At 64.7% G+C, this 17,502-nt stretch carries 15 protein-coding genes; 9 read left to right on the forward strand and 6 right to left on the reverse strand.

Annotation, left to right across the window (positions count from 1 at the left end):
* The first annotated feature begins 137 nt into the window (after positions 1–137).
* The 8 genes from ACOOE1_RS00705 (at position 138) to ACOOE1_RS00740 (ending at position 9,257) form a co-directional block, all read left to right on the forward strand.
* On the forward strand, positions 138–1,064 hold the full coding sequence (locus ACOOE1_RS00705) for a histone deacetylase family protein (protein ID WP_420404421.1): 927 nt from the start codon (positions 138–140) through the stop codon (positions 1,062–1,064).
* Positions 1,065–1,144: 80 nt separating this feature from the next.
* Positions 1,145–1,393, forward strand: a complete 249-nt coding sequence (locus tag ACOOE1_RS00710; protein ID WP_420404422.1) for an exodeoxyribonuclease VII small subunit — start codon at positions 1,145–1,147, stop codon at positions 1,391–1,393.
* 41 nt (positions 1,394–1,434) lie between these two features.
* Complete coding sequence (locus ACOOE1_RS00715) at positions 1,435–2,322, forward strand: polyprenyl synthetase family protein (RefSeq protein ID WP_420404423.1); 888 nt, start codon at positions 1,435–1,437, stop codon at positions 2,320–2,322.
* Between the two features lie 20 nt (positions 2,323–2,342).
* The gene (dxs, locus tag ACOOE1_RS00720; RefSeq protein ID WP_420404424.1) at positions 2,343–4,262 is read left to right on the forward strand and encodes a 1-deoxy-D-xylulose-5-phosphate synthase; all 1,920 of its coding nucleotides are present in this window, start codon (positions 2,343–2,345) and stop codon (positions 4,260–4,262) included.
* Positions 4,263–4,268: 6 nt separating this feature from the next.
* A complete protein-coding gene (locus ACOOE1_RS00725) occupies positions 4,269–5,021 on the forward strand; it encodes a TlyA family RNA methyltransferase (RefSeq protein WP_420404425.1) in 753 nt (250 codons plus the stop codon).
* Between the two features lie 30 nt (positions 5,022–5,051).
* Positions 5,052–5,996 (forward strand): DUF2806 domain-containing protein, encoded by a 945-nt coding sequence (locus ACOOE1_RS00730; protein WP_420404426.1) that lies wholly within the window; start codon positions 5,052–5,054, stop codon positions 5,994–5,996.
* A gap of 473 nt (positions 5,997–6,469) precedes the next feature.
* Positions 6,470–7,411, forward strand: coding sequence for a LysR substrate-binding domain-containing protein (locus tag ACOOE1_RS00735; RefSeq protein WP_420404427.1), 942 nt, complete (start codon positions 6,470–6,472; stop codon positions 7,409–7,411).
* Between the two features lie 229 nt (positions 7,412–7,640).
* Complete coding sequence (locus tag ACOOE1_RS00740) at positions 7,641–9,257, forward strand: BCCT family transporter (protein ID WP_420404428.1); 1,617 nt, start codon at positions 7,641–7,643, stop codon at positions 9,255–9,257.
* 53 nt (positions 9,258–9,310) lie between these two features.
* Here the strand turns inward: ACOOE1_RS00740 and ACOOE1_RS00745 are convergent, their stop codons facing one another.
* From ACOOE1_RS00745 to pncA, 3 genes are read right to left on the reverse strand one after another with little or no spacing between them, the layout of a single operon-like run.
* On the reverse strand, positions 9,311–10,066 hold the full coding sequence (locus tag ACOOE1_RS00745; protein WP_420404429.1) for an SDR family oxidoreductase: 756 nt from the start codon (positions 10,064–10,066) through the stop codon (positions 9,311–9,313).
* A 52-nt stretch (positions 10,067–10,118) separates the two neighbouring features.
* Positions 10,119–10,835 carry a type 1 glutamine amidotransferase gene (locus ACOOE1_RS00750; RefSeq protein WP_420404430.1) on the reverse strand — a complete coding sequence of 239 codons (717 nt, stop codon included), beginning with the start codon at positions 10,833–10,835 and terminating at the stop codon, positions 10,119–10,121.
* Positions 10,832–11,461, reverse strand: coding sequence for a bifunctional nicotinamidase/pyrazinamidase (pncA, locus tag ACOOE1_RS00755; protein WP_420404431.1), 630 nt, complete (start codon positions 11,459–11,461; stop codon positions 10,832–10,834). Before pncA ends, ACOOE1_RS00750 begins: the two co-directional genes overlap by 4 nt.
* 227 nt (positions 11,462–11,688) lie before the next feature.
* On the opposite strand from pncA, the gene ggt reads away from it, so the two are divergent.
* Positions 11,689–13,386 carry a gamma-glutamyltransferase gene (gene ggt / locus ACOOE1_RS00760; protein ID WP_420404432.1) on the forward strand — a complete coding sequence of 566 codons (1,698 nt, stop codon included), beginning with the start codon at positions 11,689–11,691 and terminating at the stop codon, positions 13,384–13,386.
* A gap of 91 nt (positions 13,387–13,477) precedes the next feature.
* Here ggt and ACOOE1_RS00765 read toward each other — a convergent pair whose 3' ends face one another.
* The 3 genes from ACOOE1_RS00765 to ACOOE1_RS00775 form a co-directional block, all read right to left on the reverse strand.
* Positions 13,478–14,395 (reverse strand): methionyl-tRNA formyltransferase, encoded by a 918-nt coding sequence (locus ACOOE1_RS00765; protein WP_420404433.1) that lies wholly within the window; start codon positions 14,393–14,395, stop codon positions 13,478–13,480.
* 88 nt (positions 14,396–14,483) lie between these two features.
* Complete coding sequence (locus tag ACOOE1_RS00770; RefSeq protein ID WP_420404434.1) at positions 14,484–16,157, reverse strand: formate--tetrahydrofolate ligase; 1,674 nt, start codon at positions 16,155–16,157, stop codon at positions 14,484–14,486.
* A gap of 205 nt (positions 16,158–16,362) precedes the next feature.
* The gene (locus tag ACOOE1_RS00775) at positions 16,363–17,409 is read right to left on the reverse strand and encodes a DUF2817 domain-containing protein (RefSeq protein WP_420404435.1); all 1,047 of its coding nucleotides are present in this window, start codon (positions 17,407–17,409) and stop codon (positions 16,363–16,365) included.
* Positions 17,410–17,502: the final 93 nt, after the last annotated feature.

The raw sequence follows: 17,502 nt of genomic DNA on the forward strand, positions 1-17,502 counted from the left end.
CCGCAATCAAATCTAAAATGGACCCGTGTTCCATCGCGGCAAGTTGACGCTGGATGGTTTGCGGACCTTCTTGCTAAGAACTGACAGAGCGGCATTGTCCGTCGCGGGAGCCTGAAAAATGTTGGGGAGGGACGGAGATGGGGACGATGCTTTTCACCCATGCGGATTGCTTCGGTCATGATCCGGGCCGCATGCATCCGGAGCATCCGGCGCGCTTGAAAGCCATTCTGAACGCGCTCGACGCGGGCGAGTTCGATGCGCTCGAACGACGCGAGGCCCCTAAGGCCACGGTGGAGCAGATCGCGCGGGCTCATCCTCTTGATTACGTCGAGGCGATCCTCGCTGCCGTTCCGGAGAGCGGCGAACGGCATCTCGACGGGGACACGGTCCTGACGGCGGGGACCGGCGATGCTATCCTGCGTGGTTCAGGAGCGGCCTGCGCCGCGGTCGACGCGGTGCTCGGCGGCGAGGCGAAGAACGCCTTCTGCGCCATGCGCCCACCGGGGCATCATGCCGAGCCGCGCACGCCGATGGGATTCTGCTTTTTCAACCAGATCGCGGTCGGCGCCGAGCAGGCGCGGGCCGTGCACGGGCTGCGCCGTGTCGCGATCGTCGATTTCGACGTGCATCATGGCAACGGAACCCAGGCGATCTTCGAGGCCGACGGCGGTGTCTTCTACGGCTCCACGCATCAGACACCGCTGTTTCCGGGAACCGGCAAGCAAACCGAGCGGGGCGTCGGCAACATCTGCAACGTTCCGCTGCCGCCGATGGCGGGCAGCGAGCAGTTTCGGGCTGCGATCACCGAGATCATTTCCCCAAAGCTGATCGAGTTCCACCCGGAACTGCTCATGATCTCCGCCGGTTTCGACGCCCATATCGACGACCCGCTCGCCTCGCTCTGCCTCACCGAGGACGATTTCGCGTGGGTCACCGAGGAGCTCATGCGCATCGCCGACATGGTCTGCGACGGGAAAATCGTCTCCGTCCTCGAGGGCGGCTATGACCTTGAAGCGCTGGCGAATTCGACGGCCGCGCATGTCCGGACGCTGATGCAAGCCTGAGCAATCGAGCCGCGCCGCCCGGCCTTGTAACGCGGGCGGGCGGGAACTATTGTCGGACAACCGTCCGAAGGAGATGCCCCTTGAGCGAAGACACATCTGCCGAAATCGGTGCCCTCAGCTTCGAGCAGGCGCTGGCGAAGCTTGAAGAAATCGTCGGCAAGCTTGAATCCGGCAACGGGACCCTGGACGACGCCATCAATGCGTATGCGCGCGGGGCGGAACTCAAGGCGCATTGCCAGAAGAAGCTGGACGAAGCGCGCATGAAGGTCGAAAAGATCCGGCGCCCGGACGGTCACGGCGTGGTTTCCGCCGAACCGTTCGAAAGCTGATCCGCAACCCCATCAGAGACTGAGCAGGACCGATACCGGACATGACCGATCTTAAGGACGCGATCGCGGACTGCGCGCGCGAGGTCGAGCGCGTAATGGAATTCCTGTTGCCCGAGGCCGACGATGCCGAGGCGCAGCTGTTCGAGGCCATGCGGTATTCCTGTCTCGGGGGAGGCAAGCGTCTGCGCCCTTTCATCGTGCAGCAATCCGCAAAGCTTTTCGCGGTCGATGCGCGCTGCGCCTACCGGGTCGGTGCGGCGGTCGAGTTCATGCACTGCTATTCCCTGATCCACGACGACCTGCCGGCGATGGACGACAGTGATCTGCGCCGCGGCCGGCCCAGCTGCCACAAGAAGTTCGATGAGGCGACTGCCATTCTCGCCGGAGACGCGCTGCAGGCGCTGGCCTTCGAGGTTCTCTCCGCGGAGGAAACGAATTCCGATGCCTGGGTGCGCGCGCAACTGGTGGCCGGTCTCGCCAAAGCGGCCGGCGGGACGGGTATGGTCGGCGGTCAGATGATCGACCTTCTGGCGGAAGAACGGGATCTGGATATCGGCGCGATCACCCGACTTCAGCGCTTGAAGACCGGCGAGATCTTCGCTTTCGCGGCTACCTCTGGTGCCATCCTGGGGCATGCCAGCAAGAAACATGCGCACGCGCTGCATTCCTTTGCCCAGGAACTCGGCTTGGCCTTCCAGATCGCCGATGATCTGCTTGATTACGAAGGCGATTCCAATTCCACAGGAAAGCCTGTAGGGCAGGACGGTGCGGCCGGAAAGGCGACGTTCGTCTCCATTCTCGGTCCCGAACGGGCCCGGGACCAGGCAAGGCTGCTGGCGGACCAGGCGGCCCGTGCCCTTGATTTATTCGGCGATCGGGCAGACCTTCTGAAACAGGTCGCCGCCTATGTCGTCGATCGTACGCATTAAGCCACCGCGCTGATTTGGATATGCCTGACCGCAGAACCCCGCTTCTGGACCGAGTTCGCGTTCCCGCCGACATGCGGTCCTTCTCCGATCCGCAGCTGAAACAGCTGGCGGAGGATCTGCGTCGCGAGACCATCGATGCGGTCTCCGTAACCGGCGGCCATCTCGGCGCCGGGCTCGGCGTGGTCGAATTGACGGTGGCGATCCACAATGTCTTCGACACTCCGCGCGACAAGGTGATCTGGGATGTCGGCCATCAGGCCTATCCGCACAAGATCCTGACCGGCCGCCGGGACCGGATCCGCACCCTGCGCCAGGGCGGCGGTCTCTCGGGTTTCACCAAGCGCACCGAGAGCGAATACGACCCGTTCGGCGCCGCGCACAGTTCGACCTCGATTTCCGCGGGCCTCGGCATGGCGGTGGCGCGCGACCTCAAGGGCGAGGATTTCAACGTCGTCTCGGTGATCGGCGACGGCGCGATGAGCGCCGGCATGGCCTACGAGGCGATGAACAATGCGGGTGCGTTGCGCAACCGGATGATCGTCATCCTGAACGACAACGACATGTCGATCGCGCCGCCGGTCGGAGCCCTCAGCGCGCATCTCTCGCAGCTGATCTCCTCGAAACCGTTCCGCAGCCTGCGCGACCTCGCCAAGCAATTCGCCCAGAATCTGCCGAAGCCGATGGAAGAGACCGCGCGCCGGGCCGAGGAGTTCGCCCGCGGCATGGTCACCGGCGGCACGCTCTTCGAGGAACTCGGCTTCTACTATGTCGGACCGGTGGATGGGCACAATCTCGACCATCTGCTTCCCGTGCTGCGCAATGTCCGCGACATGGACCGGGACCGGCCGGTGCTGCTTCATGTGGTGACCGAGAAGGGGCGCGGCCATCCGTTCGGCGCGCCGGCGGCGGACAAGTATCACGCGGTTCCGAAATTCGACGTCGTGACCGGCGAGGTGAAGAAGCCGGTCTCCAACGCGCCGAACTACACCTCGGTCTTCGCCGATGCGCTGATCGCCGAGGCGGGCGAGGACGACCGCATCGTCGCCGTCACCGCCGCCATGCCCTCCGGAACCGGGCTCGACAAGTTCGCCAGGGCATATCCAGAGCGCTCTTTCGATGTCGGCATCGCCGAGCAGCATGCCGTCACCTTTGCGGCCGGCATGGCCTGTGAGGGTATGAAGCCTTTTGCGGCGATCTACTCGACCTTCCTGCAGCGCGGCTACGACCAGGTCGTGCACGACGTCGCGATCCAGAAGCTGCCGGTGCGCTTCGCCATCGACCGGGCCGGCCTGGTCGGGGCCGACGGCGCGACCCATGCGGGAGCTTTCGATCTCGCCTATCTCGGCTGCCTGCCGGGGTTTGTCATCATGGCGCCGTCGGACGAGGCGGAACTGTTCCACATGGTTGCCACCGCGGCGGCGATCGACGACCGTCCGAGCGCGTTCCGCTATCCGCGCGGCGAAGGCGTCGGCGTCGAATTGCCGGCGCGCGGCGACGTGCTGGAGATCGGCAGGGGCCGTATCGTGCGCGAAGGCTCGAGGGTCGCGCTGCTGTCGCTCGGCTGCCGGTTGCAGGAATGTCTCGCGGCGGGCGACGAACTCGCCGCGCGTGGGCTCTCCACCACGGTCGCCGATGCCCGCTTCGCAAAGCCGCTGGACCGGGACCTGCTGCGCCGACTTGCAGCGGAGCACGAGGTGCTGATCACCATCGAGGAAGGCAGCATCGGCGGCTTCGCAAGCCAGGTGCTGCATGCGCTGGCCGAGGACGGTCTGCTCGAATCCGGCCTGAAGGTCCGCCCGATGGTGCTGCCTGACCTGTTCCTCGATCACGAGACGCCGGCCCGGCAATACCATCAGGCCGGTCTCGACGCGGAAGCCATCACCAACACCGTTCTGGCCGCGCTCGGCGTCGACAGGGCCTCGGCGCCGGCCCGCGCCTGAGGGAGCATGTCGACCGACACGGGGGGCGAACGCCTCGACCTGGCGCTCGTGAGCCACGGGCTTGCCGGAAGCCGAAGCCGCGCCCGGCAGCTGATCGAGGCCGGCGACGTCACCGTCGATGGCGTCGTCGTGACCAAAGCGGCGGCTAAGGTTTCTTCTCGGCAGGTCCTGGCGCTTGCCGATACCGCGCATCGCTGGGCCTCTCGCGCGGCGTTGAAGCTGGTTCACGCGCTGGATGGTTTCGCGATCGATCCCGCGGAAGAGGTCTGTCTCGACATTGGCGCCTCCACCGGCGGCTTCACCGACGTCCTGCTTGATCGCGGCGCGGCCCGCGTTCACGCCGTCGATGTCGGGCATGGCCAGCTGATCGCGCGCCTGCGCGACGACGAACGGGTCGTGGTCTACGAGCGTCTGAACGTCCGCGACCTGACGCCCGATGTGATCGGAGAGCCGGTCGGGCTGATCGTTTCCGACGTCAGTTTCATTTCCCTGCAGCTGGCGCTGCCCGCTGCACTTGCCTGCGCCTGCGCCGGGGCCGGACTGGTCGCTCTGGTCAAACCGCAATTCGAGGTCGGGCGCGCAAGGGTCGGCAGAGGCGGGATCGTCCGGGACGAAACCGCGCGACTGGAAGCTCTGGCGGAGGTCCGGAACTGGCTCGAGGGGGTCGCGGGATGGCCGGTGACCGGGGTCGCGGATTCGCCGATCGCCGGGACTGACGGGAATCAGGAATACCTAATCTCCGCGCGGAAACCGTGGTAGGCTGCGGCCGGTAACGCTAGGGCGCTGTGTATGACAGAAGCAGACCGCAAGATTTCCGCCGAGGAACGGGCAAAGGGCCGGTCGGAGAAACCGGCGGCGACGTCTTTCGATCCCGCGTGCCTCAGATTCAGCGAGATGCTGGCCTATGGCCTCGGCAGCAGCGGGCGCAGCTGGCTCGATGCCGTGCGCAGGGGTGAAGACCGGGAAGAGAACGGGCTCGTCGAGCGTGCCGCGGCCCGTGTCAGCGAGCGCGATCTCCGGCGGCAGCGGAATATCGAGGCGATCTTTTCGCTCGCCATGACCTTGCTGAAAGACGATGCGGACGCCGACGGGCATGTCGATCCGGACTGGAGTGTGCGTTTCATAGAAGCCGCATCCGATTGCGGCGATCGGGCCGGGCAGGAGATGTGGGCCGCGTTGCTGGCGCTCGAGGCGGAGGAGAGCGGCGCGGTTCCGCCGGTCACGTTCCGGGTCCTGAGCACGCTCAACCGCAACATGATCCGCTGGGTGGCGATCCTGGCGAAGTTCCGGATCAACAATTTCCTGGTCCGGCTCTCGGACGAGTTCTTCGGCGAGCGGGAACTTACCGGCGACTGCATCCTGATGCTTGAGGAATACGGTCTGCTCCGGACCAACCGGGACCTGAGCAAGGTCTTCAGTTCGCAGAAAGCGGATCGCTTTTCGACCAATCTGCTCTATGCCGACAAGGTTGTGCGGGTGAGCCACGAAGATCCGGCGGCGGATTTGACACTGCCCTGCTATCGTCTGAGCGAGGCGGGAACGGCGCTGGCCCGCGCGGCAGGGCGTCTTTCGCGGGTCGAAGCGGACCTCGATTACCTGCTGGAAATCGTCAAGCTTGTCGAGGCGCAGGGCTACACGGTCGCCCAGGCCGATATCCTGTCGCGCAGGTCCGACACCATCGTGTCGAAGCATTCGCCGTTCTGCGAGTTACGCACCCTGAACCTCAAACGCTGACATTCGGCATCGGGCAAGAAAAACGGGCCGTGCGCGGAACAGGGCCCGTTCATGTTGTTTTGAAATGGCAGTCCCGGTTCATGCAGGCTGTCGGCGCGTGGCCGCTTCCGTTTCGACAATGTTCAGTGCCGTGCGGAGCAGCTGGGATTCCTGTGCGCTCAGTCTGGCCTGACGCGAGAGGCGCCGCAGATGATCTGCCGCATCACCGAGGCCGGCGACCCGGGCCGGGGTCTCATCGCCTCTGACAGGGGGGCTCCGGCGTCGGGGCTGATTGCGGGCGAACTCCTTCCAGATCGTGACGTCATGGGTCAGCCCGCCGGCTCCGTGCAGAAGTAGATACAAAGCGTTATGCATGATTTTTCCTCACTGGTTCGTGTGTTGTCGAGTTGCCTTGTGAAATCGAATATCGTGAAAAACATGGGCGAAAACAAATGATTGATTTTCACTCATTATGTTAGTTTAATTTACATATTATGAGCAGGCGGCTTCCCCCTTTGACCGCGCTTCGGGCCTTTGAAGCGGCAGCCCGTCTCGGTGGCGTGAGCAAGGCCGCGGATGAACTGAACGTGACCCACGCCGCGATCAGCCATCAGATCCGCGCGCTCGAGGACTGGTTCGGGCTTGCGCTTTTCGACCGGGCGGGGCGGACGATCCGCCCGACGGCGACAGGGCGGCGTCTGCTGGCGTCGGTGTCCACCGCCCTGGATACCATCGCCGGGGCGGTGGATGAAATCTGCCAGGATGCGAGCCAGCGGGTTCTTACGGTCTCTTCGGCGCCGTCGGTTGCATACAGGCTTCTGGTGCCGAAACTGGCTGCGTTCACCGCGCTCGAGCCGGATGTCGAGGTGCATCTGCACCATTCGGTCGCGCTCTCGAATTTCACGACGGACGGGGTCGACATCGCACTGCGGTTCGGCCGCGGCGACTGGCCCGGCACCGTTACGAAGAAGCTGATGCCGGGCTATGCGCAACCGCTGGCCAGCCCGATCCTGCTGGAACGGGAAGGCATTCCCTTGTCGGATTTGCCGCTTTCGCCAGAGCGGATCGCGCAATTGCCGTTGCATCACGAGGACACGACGATTTTCTGGCGCACCTGGTTCGACGCGGCGGGCGCCGGCGGGACGCGTTTCAGGCGGGGGGCGGTGTATTACGACGCGGCGACAATCCTGAATGTCGCGGTCGCCGGACAGGCCGCCGTTCTGGCGCGGCCGGCTCTCGCGCTGGACGAACTCAACAATGGCATGCTCGTTCCGCTCTCCGACGTGAGGATCGACGAGGATGCGGGGTATTTTCTGGTCTATCCGCGGGAAAAGGCATCCGATTCGCTGGTTCTCGCTTTCGATGCCTGGGTCATGTCAGAATTGGCACAATTCGACGCTGGTGGAACTTTTTCCGAAAGCGCGCTCGCGCCTTAATTTGACCCGGATCAAATCCCGTCGACCTGCTTATCCGGCTCTCGAAATAGAGAAAGTGTCGCAATGCGGATATCGGCCTTTTTTGACTCCTCCATCCTGACAGGCACAATGGAGACCAGCAAAGAGAGCACGTGGCAAGCGGCGTGCCGGTTCGGTCAGTGTACCGGGCCCCGACTTTGACCTGAATGATTCCGGTCTGCCAATCCAAAGGCGGGCCAGGGGAGGCATTATGAGCGAAGCAGCAGACCGCGGCCCCGACGGGGACGCGAATATTATCGATACCGACTACGAAGTCGGCCAGCACAACATCCAGCCGCAAATCGGCCCGTTCGGAATGGACATCCACAATCCGGTGTTCGCCATTTCCGCCGGCGCCATTATCCTGATGGTGTTCTATTCTCTGGCCCTGCCGGAACATGCGGGCGCCTTTTTCGGGTGGTTGCGGCCGACCCTGACCTCCGGCTTTGACTGGTTTTTCCTGCTCGCCGGGAACGTTTTCGTCCTGTTGACGCTGGCGCTGATCGTCTCGCCGCTCGGCAAGATCCGGCTTGGCGGCACCGAGGCGGTTCCGGACTATTCCTATCCCGGCTGGTTCGCGATGCTGTTTGCGGCCGGGATGGGTATCGGCCTGATGTTCTTCGGGGTTTCCGAACCGATATCGCATTATTCCTCTTCCGTCGCCGAGGGCGCCGGGTCGCCTGACAGCTGGGCGCCGCTTGCCGGCGCGGCCGGGGATGCCGCGGAGGCACAACGCCTGGGCATGGCCGCGACCATCTTCCACTGGGGCCTGCACCCCTGGGCGATCTATGCCGTCGTGGCCCTGGCGCTTGCGCTGTTCGCCTACAACAAGGGGCTGCCGCTCAGCATCCGCTCGATCTTCTACCCGATCTTCGGCGAGCGGGTCTGGGGCTGGACCGGCCATGTGATCGATACGCTGGCGGTCTTCGCGACCCTGTTCGGGCTCGCGACCTCGCTCGGCATCGGGGCGGAGCAGGCCAATGCCGGTCTCAATTTCTTGTTCGGTATTCCGGTCAGCGACACCTCGAAAGTGGTCCTGATCTCCGGCATTACCGGCGTCGCACTGATTTCCGTGGTCGCAGGCCTCGAAGCCGGCGTGAAGCGCCTCTCCGAGATCAACATGGTGCTCGCCATCCTGTTGCTCGGCTTCATCATCATCGTCGGTCCGACCCTCGCCATCGTGACCGGGTTCTTCGGCAATCTCGGGGCCTATCTCGAATATCTGCCGGCGCTCTCCAATCCGTTCGGGCGCGACGATGCCAATTTCTCCCAGGGCTGGACCTCGTTCTACTGGGCCTGGTGGATTTCCTGGTCGCCGTTCGTCGGCATGTTCATCGCCCGGGTCAGCCGCGGCCGGACCGTGCGCGAGTTCCTGTTCTGCGTCCTGATCGTGCCGTCCGTCGTTTCCGTGCTCTGGATGACGGCCTTCGGCGGCACCGCTCTCTCGCTGCTGCAGGCGGGCCACAAGGAGATCGCGGACGCGGCGCTGGAGCTGAAGCTCTTCACCATGCTGGAGCAGCTCCCGCTCGCCGGCATCACCTCCTTCATCGGCATCGTCCTGGTGATCGTGTTCTTCGTGACCTCGTCCGACTCCGGCTCGCTGGTGATTGACACCATCACCGCCGGCGGCAAGGTCGACGCGCCGGTGCCGCAGCGGGTCTTCTGGGCCACCTTCGAGGGCATGGTCGCCATCGCACTGCTGCTTGGCGGCGGGCTCGGCGCGTTGCAGGCGGCTTCGGTCTCGACCGGCCTGCCGTTTGCCGTGGTGCTGCTGCTCGGCTGCGTTTCGCTGGTCAAGGGACTGATGAGCGAGCCGAAGGCGAAGTAAACCTTTTCGAACCTCGTTGAGACCGCCGGGCCAGTTGGTCCGGCGGTTTTTTTTTAAACCCGCGTCGGTTCGACCAGGATCTGGGAGACGTTGACGCTGGCCGGTGCCGTCATCGCGTACAGAATGGCATCGGCGATGTCTTCCGGCACGAGCGTTCCGGGAGCATTGTCATAGAACTCCGTCGCCCGGTCGCCGTCGCCCCATCGGCTTTCCGCGAACTCTGTCCGGGTCAGTCCCGGAAGGACTTCCGTCACCCTGATATCCGTCTTGCCGAAATCGAGCCGCAGACCGTCGGTGAAGGCGCGGACGGCGAATTTTGAGGCGTTGTAGATGCTGCCGCCCGGATAGACCCGGAGCCCGGCGGTGGAGCCGAGGGTAACGATATGGCCGTTGCCGCGCGCCGCCATCCGGTCGATCACCGCGCGGCAGACCCTAATCGTGCCGTTGACGTTGGTCTCGATGATGTTGGCCCAGGTCTCGGCATCGGCCTGGTCGAAGCGCGCACGTCCGCCGACATCATGCCCGGCGCAGACCACGGCGCCGTGGATGTTGCGCCAGCCTTCGGGCATGCGCTCGATCAGCGAGGCGGTCGAGTCCGGATCGCTAACATCCAGCTGCATCGGCAGGCAGTGGCCCGGACGATTCTTGGCCATCGCCTGAAGACGGTCCATGCGCCGCGCGGCCGCGATCACACGCGCACCCTCGGCAAGCAGGCGCTCCACGGTCGCCGCGCCGATACCGGAACTGGCGCCCGCCACCAGCACGATTTTCTCACTCAAATCGAAGCGTTCCATTGTCTTGCCGTTCATCACCTTGATTTCAAAAAGCTTTCACGCAGCTTCGCCGGGCGCCGGGGTGCGGTCAAGAGCGCGTGGAGGCTACGAAGTCGATCCAGCGCGCGGTAAAGCGGTCGCAGAACGCACCGGCCGCAGCCTCGTGACGGTCGAGTTCGCGTGGAAGCGCTGTCCGCCAACCGGGCGCGCGTTCGTCGAGAATGGCGGGCGCGGCCGAGGTCCAGCGCTCGGCCAGGACCCTGTCGACCTCGAAATGGAACTGTGTGCCATAGCTGACCTCGCCGACCCGGTAGGCCTGGTTCGGATAGCTCGGGCCGCTTGCCAGCAGGGTGGCGCCTGGGGGCAGCTCGAAGGTGTCCGAATGCCATTGGAAGATGGGTAGGGCAGGATCGAGCGACGATATCAGCGGATCTTGCCGACCGGCCGCGTTCGGCGTGATCGGCACATAGCCGAATTCCAGCGGTTGCGCCAGGATGTTGCGGCCGCCATGGGCGCGGGCGAGGAGTTGCGCGCCGAGGCAGATGCCGAGCACCGGGCGGCGGGCCCGGTCGAAGAGGCGCATCAGTTCCAGCAAGGCGGGAAACCAGGGCGAGCGCGCATCGTCCAGAGCGTCCTGCCCGCCGCCAAGCACGATCATGCCGTCGTGACCGTCGGGGGCTTGCGGCAGGGGAGCCCCGTCGAAAGCCGGGAGGACATCGAACGCGACGTCGCGCGCGCGGAAGGTCTTCGCCATGCGGCCGACATCGGTGCCGGCGTAGTTTTCTACGATCAGGATACGCATCATGCGGCTTTCAGGTGGTCGCTGGTGGCGAGGGTGACGCCACGTGCCGCCATCTCGGCGCGCGCCGCGGCGAGCGAGCCGTCGAGGTCGATCGCCCGGCAGCCATCTTCGAGGACGGTCACGCCGAAGCCGAGCATCACCGCATCGGTGGCGGAGTAGTGGACGCAGAAATCGGTCGCCAGTCCGACGAGAACGAGATCGTTGATGCCGCGGTCGCGAAGCGCTCCGGCGAGGCCCGTCGGCGTTTTCCGGTCGTTCTCGAGGAAAGCGGAGTAGCTGTCGATATGGCTGTGGAATCCCTTGCGCACGATCAGGCTCGCCCTGTCGGTCACGAGATCGGCGTGGAACGCCGCTCCCGGTGTTCCCTGAACGCAATGGACCGGCCAGAGGATCTGCGGCCCATAGGGCATCTCGGTCATCGAGAACGGCTCCATGCCGGGATTGTTCGCGGCGAACGAGGCATGATCGCCCGGGTGCCAGTCCTGCGTCAGGATCACATGGTCGAACTTCGCCATGAGCCGGTTCGCAATTGGAACCACCTCGTCTCCGCCCGGCACGGCGAGCGCGCCTCCCGGACAGAAATCGTTCTGCACATCGACCACGATCAACGCGGAGCCGGAACCGGCCATCATCGCACTTCTCCGTTTCTTGGGTCCGAGACCAGGCGAGAGATCACGGAGGTATTTATGAGGCTTTGGCCCGCCGCTGCAAAGCTGCCGTCGGATCGCGGGTCTTGTTCCCGGACGGACCGGACCGAATCCGGGCCGGTATTCATGCGCAATCCGCGCGATGAGCGACATGTGTCCGACGGTATAAATATATAGCGGAAAGCAGACGGCATGCGGGAGAGAGCGCCATGGAAACACCTGCCGGTATCAAAGCCGAGGCCTGGGCGCCGGTCAGGATGGGCGCGCAGGGAGCTGTGGTGTCCAATCACCCGCTTTCCTCAATGGCAGGCATGCGCATCCTGATGAGTGGCGGCAACGCGGTCGACGCGGCGGTGGCGATCGGGTTTGCGCTCGGCGTCGCGGAGCCGCAGGGTTCCGGCATCGCGGCCGACGGCTTCATGATGATCCACATGAAGGAGGCGCATTCGCTCGCCATCGCCAACGGTACGGGGACGGCGCCGTTCGCCGCGACGGCGGAACGGTTCGCCGACGGGATCGTCGACCGCGGCATTCTCTCTGTTTCCGTTCCCGGGATCTGCGACGCGCTGCTCTCGGCGCACGAGCGCCACGGAAGACTGCCGCTGGCGGACTGCATCCAGCCGGCCATCGAGCTTTGTCTCGACGGCGTCCCGCAGTCCCACTTCCAGTGCAACCTGGCGGCAACGCACGACCTGTTGCACAGCTTCCCCGCCTCGGCGGCGATCTTCGCACCGGATGGCGTGCCCCTGAAGCCGGGCCAGATCCGGCGCAATCCGGACCTGGCGAAAACCTACGCGCTGATCGCCGAACATGGCCGCGATGCGTTCTACAAGGGCCCTCTCGCCGATGCCATGGTCGCCTTCTCGGAGCGGGCCGGGGGAATCCTGACGAAGGAGGATTTCGCAAGGTACCGGATGGAGTGGCAGGAGCCGATCTCGACCACCTATCGCGGGCGGACTGTCTACGAGGCGCCGCCAAACTCCTCCGGGCACGTGCTGCTGCAGGAACTGAACCTGATCGAGCATTTCGACATGTCCGCGCTGGGCCTCAATTCCGCCGAGGCGATCCATCTCATGGTCGAGGCCAAGAAGCTCGCCTTCGCCGACCGCGAGGCCTTTCTCGCGGACCCGGCCTTCGCCGATGTGCCGGTCGAGGGGATGCTGTCCAAGGAATATGCTGCGGAACGGGTTCGGCTGATCGATCCCGAGCGCGCCGCCGAAACGGTCGCGGCGGGCGATCCCTGGGCCTTCCAGGACCGGGCCCCGAATGCCGGCAGGCGATCGGGGCCGGGCCTCCGCGAGATCGGTTCCGACACGACGCATTACTGCGTGGTGGATCGCTGGGGCAACGCCGTGGACGGTCTGCAGAGCCTCTCCGGACATTTCGGCTCGCAGGTTGTCTGTCCCGGGACAGGCATGCTCCTGAACAACCGGATGAATTACTGGCATCTCGACGCCGGGCATGCCAACGGCCTCGAGCCCGGCAAGCGGGTCCGCCACACAATGAACCCGGTCATGGTCTTCGACGGGCCGGCAGACGAGGGCGGTACGCTCGCGCTCTGCTGCGGCACGCCCGGCGCCGACGTACAGGTGCAGGTCAACATGCAACTGATCTCCGCGATCTTCGATCACGGCCTCACCGTCGCCGAGGCGATCCACGCGCCCCGATGGACCCACATGCAGGCAGGCATGAATTCGCAGTACCCGCACGAGGCCCCGGACGGCATGGTCGGCGAGGCGCGGTTCGGCGACGCGGTGATCGACGGGCTCAAGCGGCGCGGACATCCTCTGACGAAAGTCGGAGCCTGGGCCGGCGGGGCGAGCGCGGGAGCAATCCAGCGGAGCGCGTTCGGAAGCTACCACGCCGCCTCCGATCCGCGCCGCGACGGGCAGGCTCTGGTCTTCTGAGGCGGCCACAAAGAAAAAGGCCCCGCCGAAGCGGGGCCAGGGGCATCCGGACCGGCTGGTTAAGGGGTCCGGGGGTACATTTCGGTAATGGTCAGGTGCCGAGCCTGGCGCCGACCTCAAGTCCCTGTTCGGCAGCGAACTCCTTCGCCGAGACCTTCTTGCCGCCGTCATAGCGCACGCGCTTCACGAGGATGCCGCCGCGGCCCGCATTGACCACGAAACCGTCGTCGGTGATGGCGCAGATCCGGCCGGTTCTGCCGGACCCCTCGACCGGGCGGCTGTCAAAGATCTGCAGCTCCTTGCCGTCCAGCGTGGTCCAGGCGCCGGGCTGCGGATTACAGCCGCGGATCAGGTTGTAGACTTCGCCCTGGCTGCGGTTCCAGTCGATCTCGCCGTCCGCCTTACGGCACCAGCCCTCGTAGGTCGCCTTGGACTCGTCCTGCGGCGTGTGCGGCGGGTTGCCGGCGCGGATCAGGTCGATGGACTCGAGCACCGCCTCGATGCCGAGCGGGAAGATCTTGTCGAAATAGACCGAGCCGAGCGTGTCGTCCGGCGTGATCTCGACCTCCTTCTGCACGCAGATATCACCCTCGTCGAGCCCGTCATCCGGGTAGAAGATCGTGAGGCCGGTCTTCGCGGCGCCCCAGATGATCGGCCAGTTGATCGAGGACGGGCCGCGGTGCAGCGGCAGCAAGGAGGGGTGAAAACAGAGCGAGCCGTGTTTCGGCACGTTCCGCGCCTCTTCCGGAATGAAGATGATGACATAGGCCATCATCATCAGGTCGGCGTTCCAGCTCTTCAGCTCCTCGATCACCTCCGGATCGGAGTAATCCGCCGGCTGGCGCACTTCGAGGCCGTGTTCGAGAGCGGCTTCCTTGACCGGGTCGACCGGGCGGCCGTCCTTGTCCGGTGCGGTATAGACGGCGACAACCTCGTCCTCGCCCTTTTCCAGAATGGCCTCCAGCGCGGCCTTTCCGAAAGCCTGCTGTCCGTTCAGGATAATGCGCATGTCGCTCCCTCCCCACTGCCCGGCGCGCTCCGGGCAGGCTTGTTTGTCGAACGAAGCGGGGACGGTTGCCCCCGCCCCCAAAGGTGTATCAGAAGAGGCCTTCGATCTGGTCCTGATCGTTCAGCGTGATCTTCTCCGCTGCCGGCACCCGCGGCAGGCCCGGCATGGTCATGATATCGCCGCAGACCGCGACAATGAACTCCGCACCGTTGGAAAGCCGGACCTCGCGGATCGGTAAGGTGTGGCCGCTCGGTGCGCCCTTCGCGTTCGGGTCGGTGGAGAAGCTGTACTGTGTCTTGGCGATGCAGACCGGGAATTTGCCGGCGCCGAGTGCCTCGAAGTCCTTGATCTGGTTCAGCACCTTCTGGTCGGCGACGACACCGGCCGCGTCGTAGATGTTCTTGGCGATCGCTTCGACCTTCTGCAGCAGGCCGAGATTTTCTTCGTAGAGCGGCTTGAAATCGGCGCTGCCGCCCTCGACCAGCTCGACCACCTTCTTCGCAAGACCCTCGGTTCCTGCGGAGCCGTCCGCCCAGTGCGTGCAGACGATGGCTTCGACTCCCTCGGAAGCCAGTTCCTTGCGCACCGCCTCGACCTCGGCGTCGGTGTCGGTGATGAAGCGGTTCAGCGCGACCACGACCGGAACGCCGAATTTCTTGGTGTTCACCACGTGGCGCTTGATGTTCGAGGTACCTTTGACGACGGCGTCGATATTCTCGGTGCCGAGATCGTCTTTCGAGACGCCCCCGTGCATTTTCAGCGCCCGGATCGTGCCGACGACGACCGCCGCGGCCGGCTTGAGATCTGCCTTGCGGCACTTGATGTCGAAGAACTTTTCGGCGCCGAGATCCGCGCCGAAGCCGGCTTCGGTCACGACATAATCGCCGAGCTTGAGGGCGGTCTTGGTCGCCATCACCGAGTTGCAGCCATGCGCAATGTTCGCGAACGGGCCGCCATGGATGAAGGCCGGGTTGTTTTCCAGCGTCTGCACGAGGTTCGGGGCCAGCGCGTCGCGCAGCAGCACGGTCATGGCGCCGTTGGCATCGATCTCGCGGGCATAGACCGGCTTCCGCTCGCGGGTATAGGCGACGATGATGTTGCCGAGACGGCGCTTCATGTCCTCGAGGTCGGTCGAGAGGCAGAAGATCGCCATCACCTCGGAGGCGACGACGATGTCGAAGCCGTCTTCGCGCGGGAAGCCGTTGGCGACGCCGCCGAGCGAGTTTGCGATCTGCCTGAGCGCGCGGTCGTTCATGTCGAGGCAGCGCTTCCAGGAGACCCGGCGCTCGTCGATGCCGAGCTTGTTGCCCCAGTAGATATGGTTATCGATCATCGCCGCGAGCAGGTTGTTCGCCGCTGCGATGGCATGGAAGTCGCCGGTGAAATGCAGGTTGATGTCTTCCATCGGCACGACCTGGGCATGTCCGCCGCCGGCGGCGCCGCCCTTCATGCCGAAGCAGGGGCCGAGGCTGGGTTCGCGCAGGCAGATGATGGCCTTCTTGCCGATCCGGTTCAGCGCGTCGCCGAGACCGACGGAGGTTGTGGTCTTGCCTTCGCCCGCCGCGGTCGGGTTGATGCCGGTCACCAGCACCAGCTTGCCGTCGGGCTTGTCCTTCAGGGTCTTGATGTAGTTGAGGTCGATCTTGGCCTTGGTATGGCCGTAGGGCTGAAGCGATTCGTGCGGAATGCCGAGGCTTGCGCCGATTTCCATGATCGGCTTCATTTTCGCTTCGCGGGCAATTTCGATATCGGACATGACCATGGTCTGAAGACCTCCCCTGGCGTGATGCGGCTTCCGAGGCCCTTGAAAAGGCCCGTCATCTTTGTTCTTGGTATATTGGTATACCAAGTACCTGATGTCGTAAACGAAAGTTTTCGGTCCCCGGAAGCGGATGCGTTGCAGCTGTGAAATTTGCTCGCGGCGACGCATCGGCGGCTGTCTGAATTCCGACCAGTTATGGACCGTGCTAGTCGGCGGCGGGCGACGGAGAGCGCGAAAGCTCGTCGAGAACGGCGCGCGTGCCCGCCTCGCCCTGGTTCCAGACGGCCTCAAGCCACGCCGGGTCGTCGCAGAACAGGGCGTCGCGCAGCTCCGCCTTGATCCTGCGGCCAATTGGCGTATGCAGGTCGCCGTGGAATTTCAGCCAGGTGTCCGCACGGTGGTTGTTCACCACCTGTCCGATCGGGTAGGTGCCGAACTCGAGGATCACCTTGATAGGCGGTTCCGGGCAGTCGACATCGTCGAGCACGTCGCAGGCGACATGCCGTATCGCGGACGAGTCCGCTCCGGCGCGCGGTGCCGTGTCCCGCCGGATCACCTCCAGCGCGCCGTATGCGCCGAGTCCGGTATGCAGATCGACGATCGCCAGCCGTTCCGCGCCGGCGCCGTGGCGGGCGACGGTGTCGGCCAGGTTGGCGATCGTCCAGCTCCGTTCCCTGCCGCCGTAGAAGAGGCCGTCCGGGTGGCTGTACTGGCCGGCAAGGACGTTGCGGCTGAAGCTTTCGAAGCCGTTTTCCTCGATATAGGCCGCGATCCGCGCTTCGGCGGCCTCGCGCACCGGCCCATCCCAGACAGCGGGGCAGAGCGCGTCGTGCAGGGTGTCGTAGTCAGGGTTTTCCGGCAGGGCATCGAAACTGACGAGATTGTTGCGGTTGGGGTCGACATTGTTCTCGTCCGTCCGAGTCATGGCGGCGGAGCCGAACGGGTTCACGGCGTGGATGAACACCGCGGCCATGTCGGCGGGCAGCCAGTCTCCGATCTCGCCCAGCAGGCCGAGCTGGATGCCGGAGCCCGTCGTCAGCTCGGTCCCGTGCAGGCCAGAGCTGATGAAGAGCACGTGGCGGGCTTCCGCGGGCCCGACGCGGACCGTGTCGGTCGCGATCTCGGCGGGGAAGTCGGGGCTCAGCGGATGGCGCGTTGTCTCGACTGGAAATCCATTCGCTCGCGCGGCCGTCAAAAAGCGGTGCCGGGCGGTGTAGTAGCTGTCGGAGAACAGGTTGAGGGCAGGCGTCATGGGTCCAGACCGTTGAATTTGACAAGGCTTCAACGATTAGGCGCAGCGAGGTGCCCTGTCCATTGCGGAAGTGGCATGGAGAAGGGCTTGACA

Source organism: Nisaea sp. (genome assembly GCF_965216895.1).
Taxonomy (GTDB): domain Bacteria; phylum Pseudomonadota; class Alphaproteobacteria; order Thalassobaculales; family Thalassobaculaceae; genus Nisaea.

What these genes read in the sequence shown, in the direction of transcription:
- ACOOE1_RS00705 (WP_420404421.1), top strand. Translation starts at nt 138, where the DNA reads ATGGGGACGATGCTTTTCACCCATGCGGATTGCTTCGGTCATGATCCG.
- ACOOE1_RS00735 (WP_420404427.1), top strand. Translation starts at nt 6,470, where the DNA reads ATGAGCAGGCGGCTTCCCCCTTTGACCGCGCTTCGGGCCTTTGAAGCG.
- ggt (WP_420404432.1), top strand. Translation starts at nt 11,689, where the DNA reads ATGGAAACACCTGCCGGTATCAAAGCCGAGGCCTGGGCGCCGGTCAGG.
- ACOOE1_RS00770 (WP_420404434.1), bottom strand. Translation starts at nt 16,157, where the DNA reads ATGGTCATGTCCGATATCGAAATTGCCCGCGAAGCGAAAATGAAGCCG.
- dxs (WP_420404424.1), top strand. Translation starts at nt 2,343, where the DNA reads ATGCCTGACCGCAGAACCCCGCTTCTGGACCGAGTTCGCGTTCCCGCC.
- ACOOE1_RS00745 (WP_420404429.1), bottom strand. Translation starts at nt 10,066, where the DNA reads ATGAACGGCAAGACAATGGAACGCTTCGATTTGAGTGAGAAAATCGTG.
- ACOOE1_RS00715 (WP_420404423.1), top strand. Translation starts at nt 1,435, where the DNA reads ATGACCGATCTTAAGGACGCGATCGCGGACTGCGCGCGCGAGGTCGAG.
- ACOOE1_RS00740 (WP_420404428.1), top strand. Translation starts at nt 7,641, where the DNA reads ATGAGCGAAGCAGCAGACCGCGGCCCCGACGGGGACGCGAATATTATC.
- pncA (WP_420404431.1), bottom strand. Translation starts at nt 11,461, where the DNA reads ATGGCCGGTTCCGGCTCCGCGTTGATCGTGGTCGATGTGCAGAACGAT.
- ACOOE1_RS00730 (WP_420404426.1), top strand. Translation starts at nt 5,052, where the DNA reads ATGACAGAAGCAGACCGCAAGATTTCCGCCGAGGAACGGGCAAAGGGC.
- ACOOE1_RS00775 (WP_420404435.1), bottom strand. Translation starts at nt 17,409, where the DNA reads ATGACGCCTGCCCTCAACCTGTTCTCCGACAGCTACTACACCGCCCGG.
- ACOOE1_RS00750 (WP_420404430.1), bottom strand. Translation starts at nt 10,835, where the DNA reads ATGATGCGTATCCTGATCGTAGAAAACTACGCCGGCACCGATGTCGGC.
- ACOOE1_RS00765 (WP_420404433.1), bottom strand. Translation starts at nt 14,395, where the DNA reads ATGCGCATTATCCTGAACGGACAGCAGGCTTTCGGAAAGGCCGCGCTG.
- ACOOE1_RS00725 (WP_420404425.1), top strand. Translation starts at nt 4,269, where the DNA reads ATGTCGACCGACACGGGGGGCGAACGCCTCGACCTGGCGCTCGTGAGC.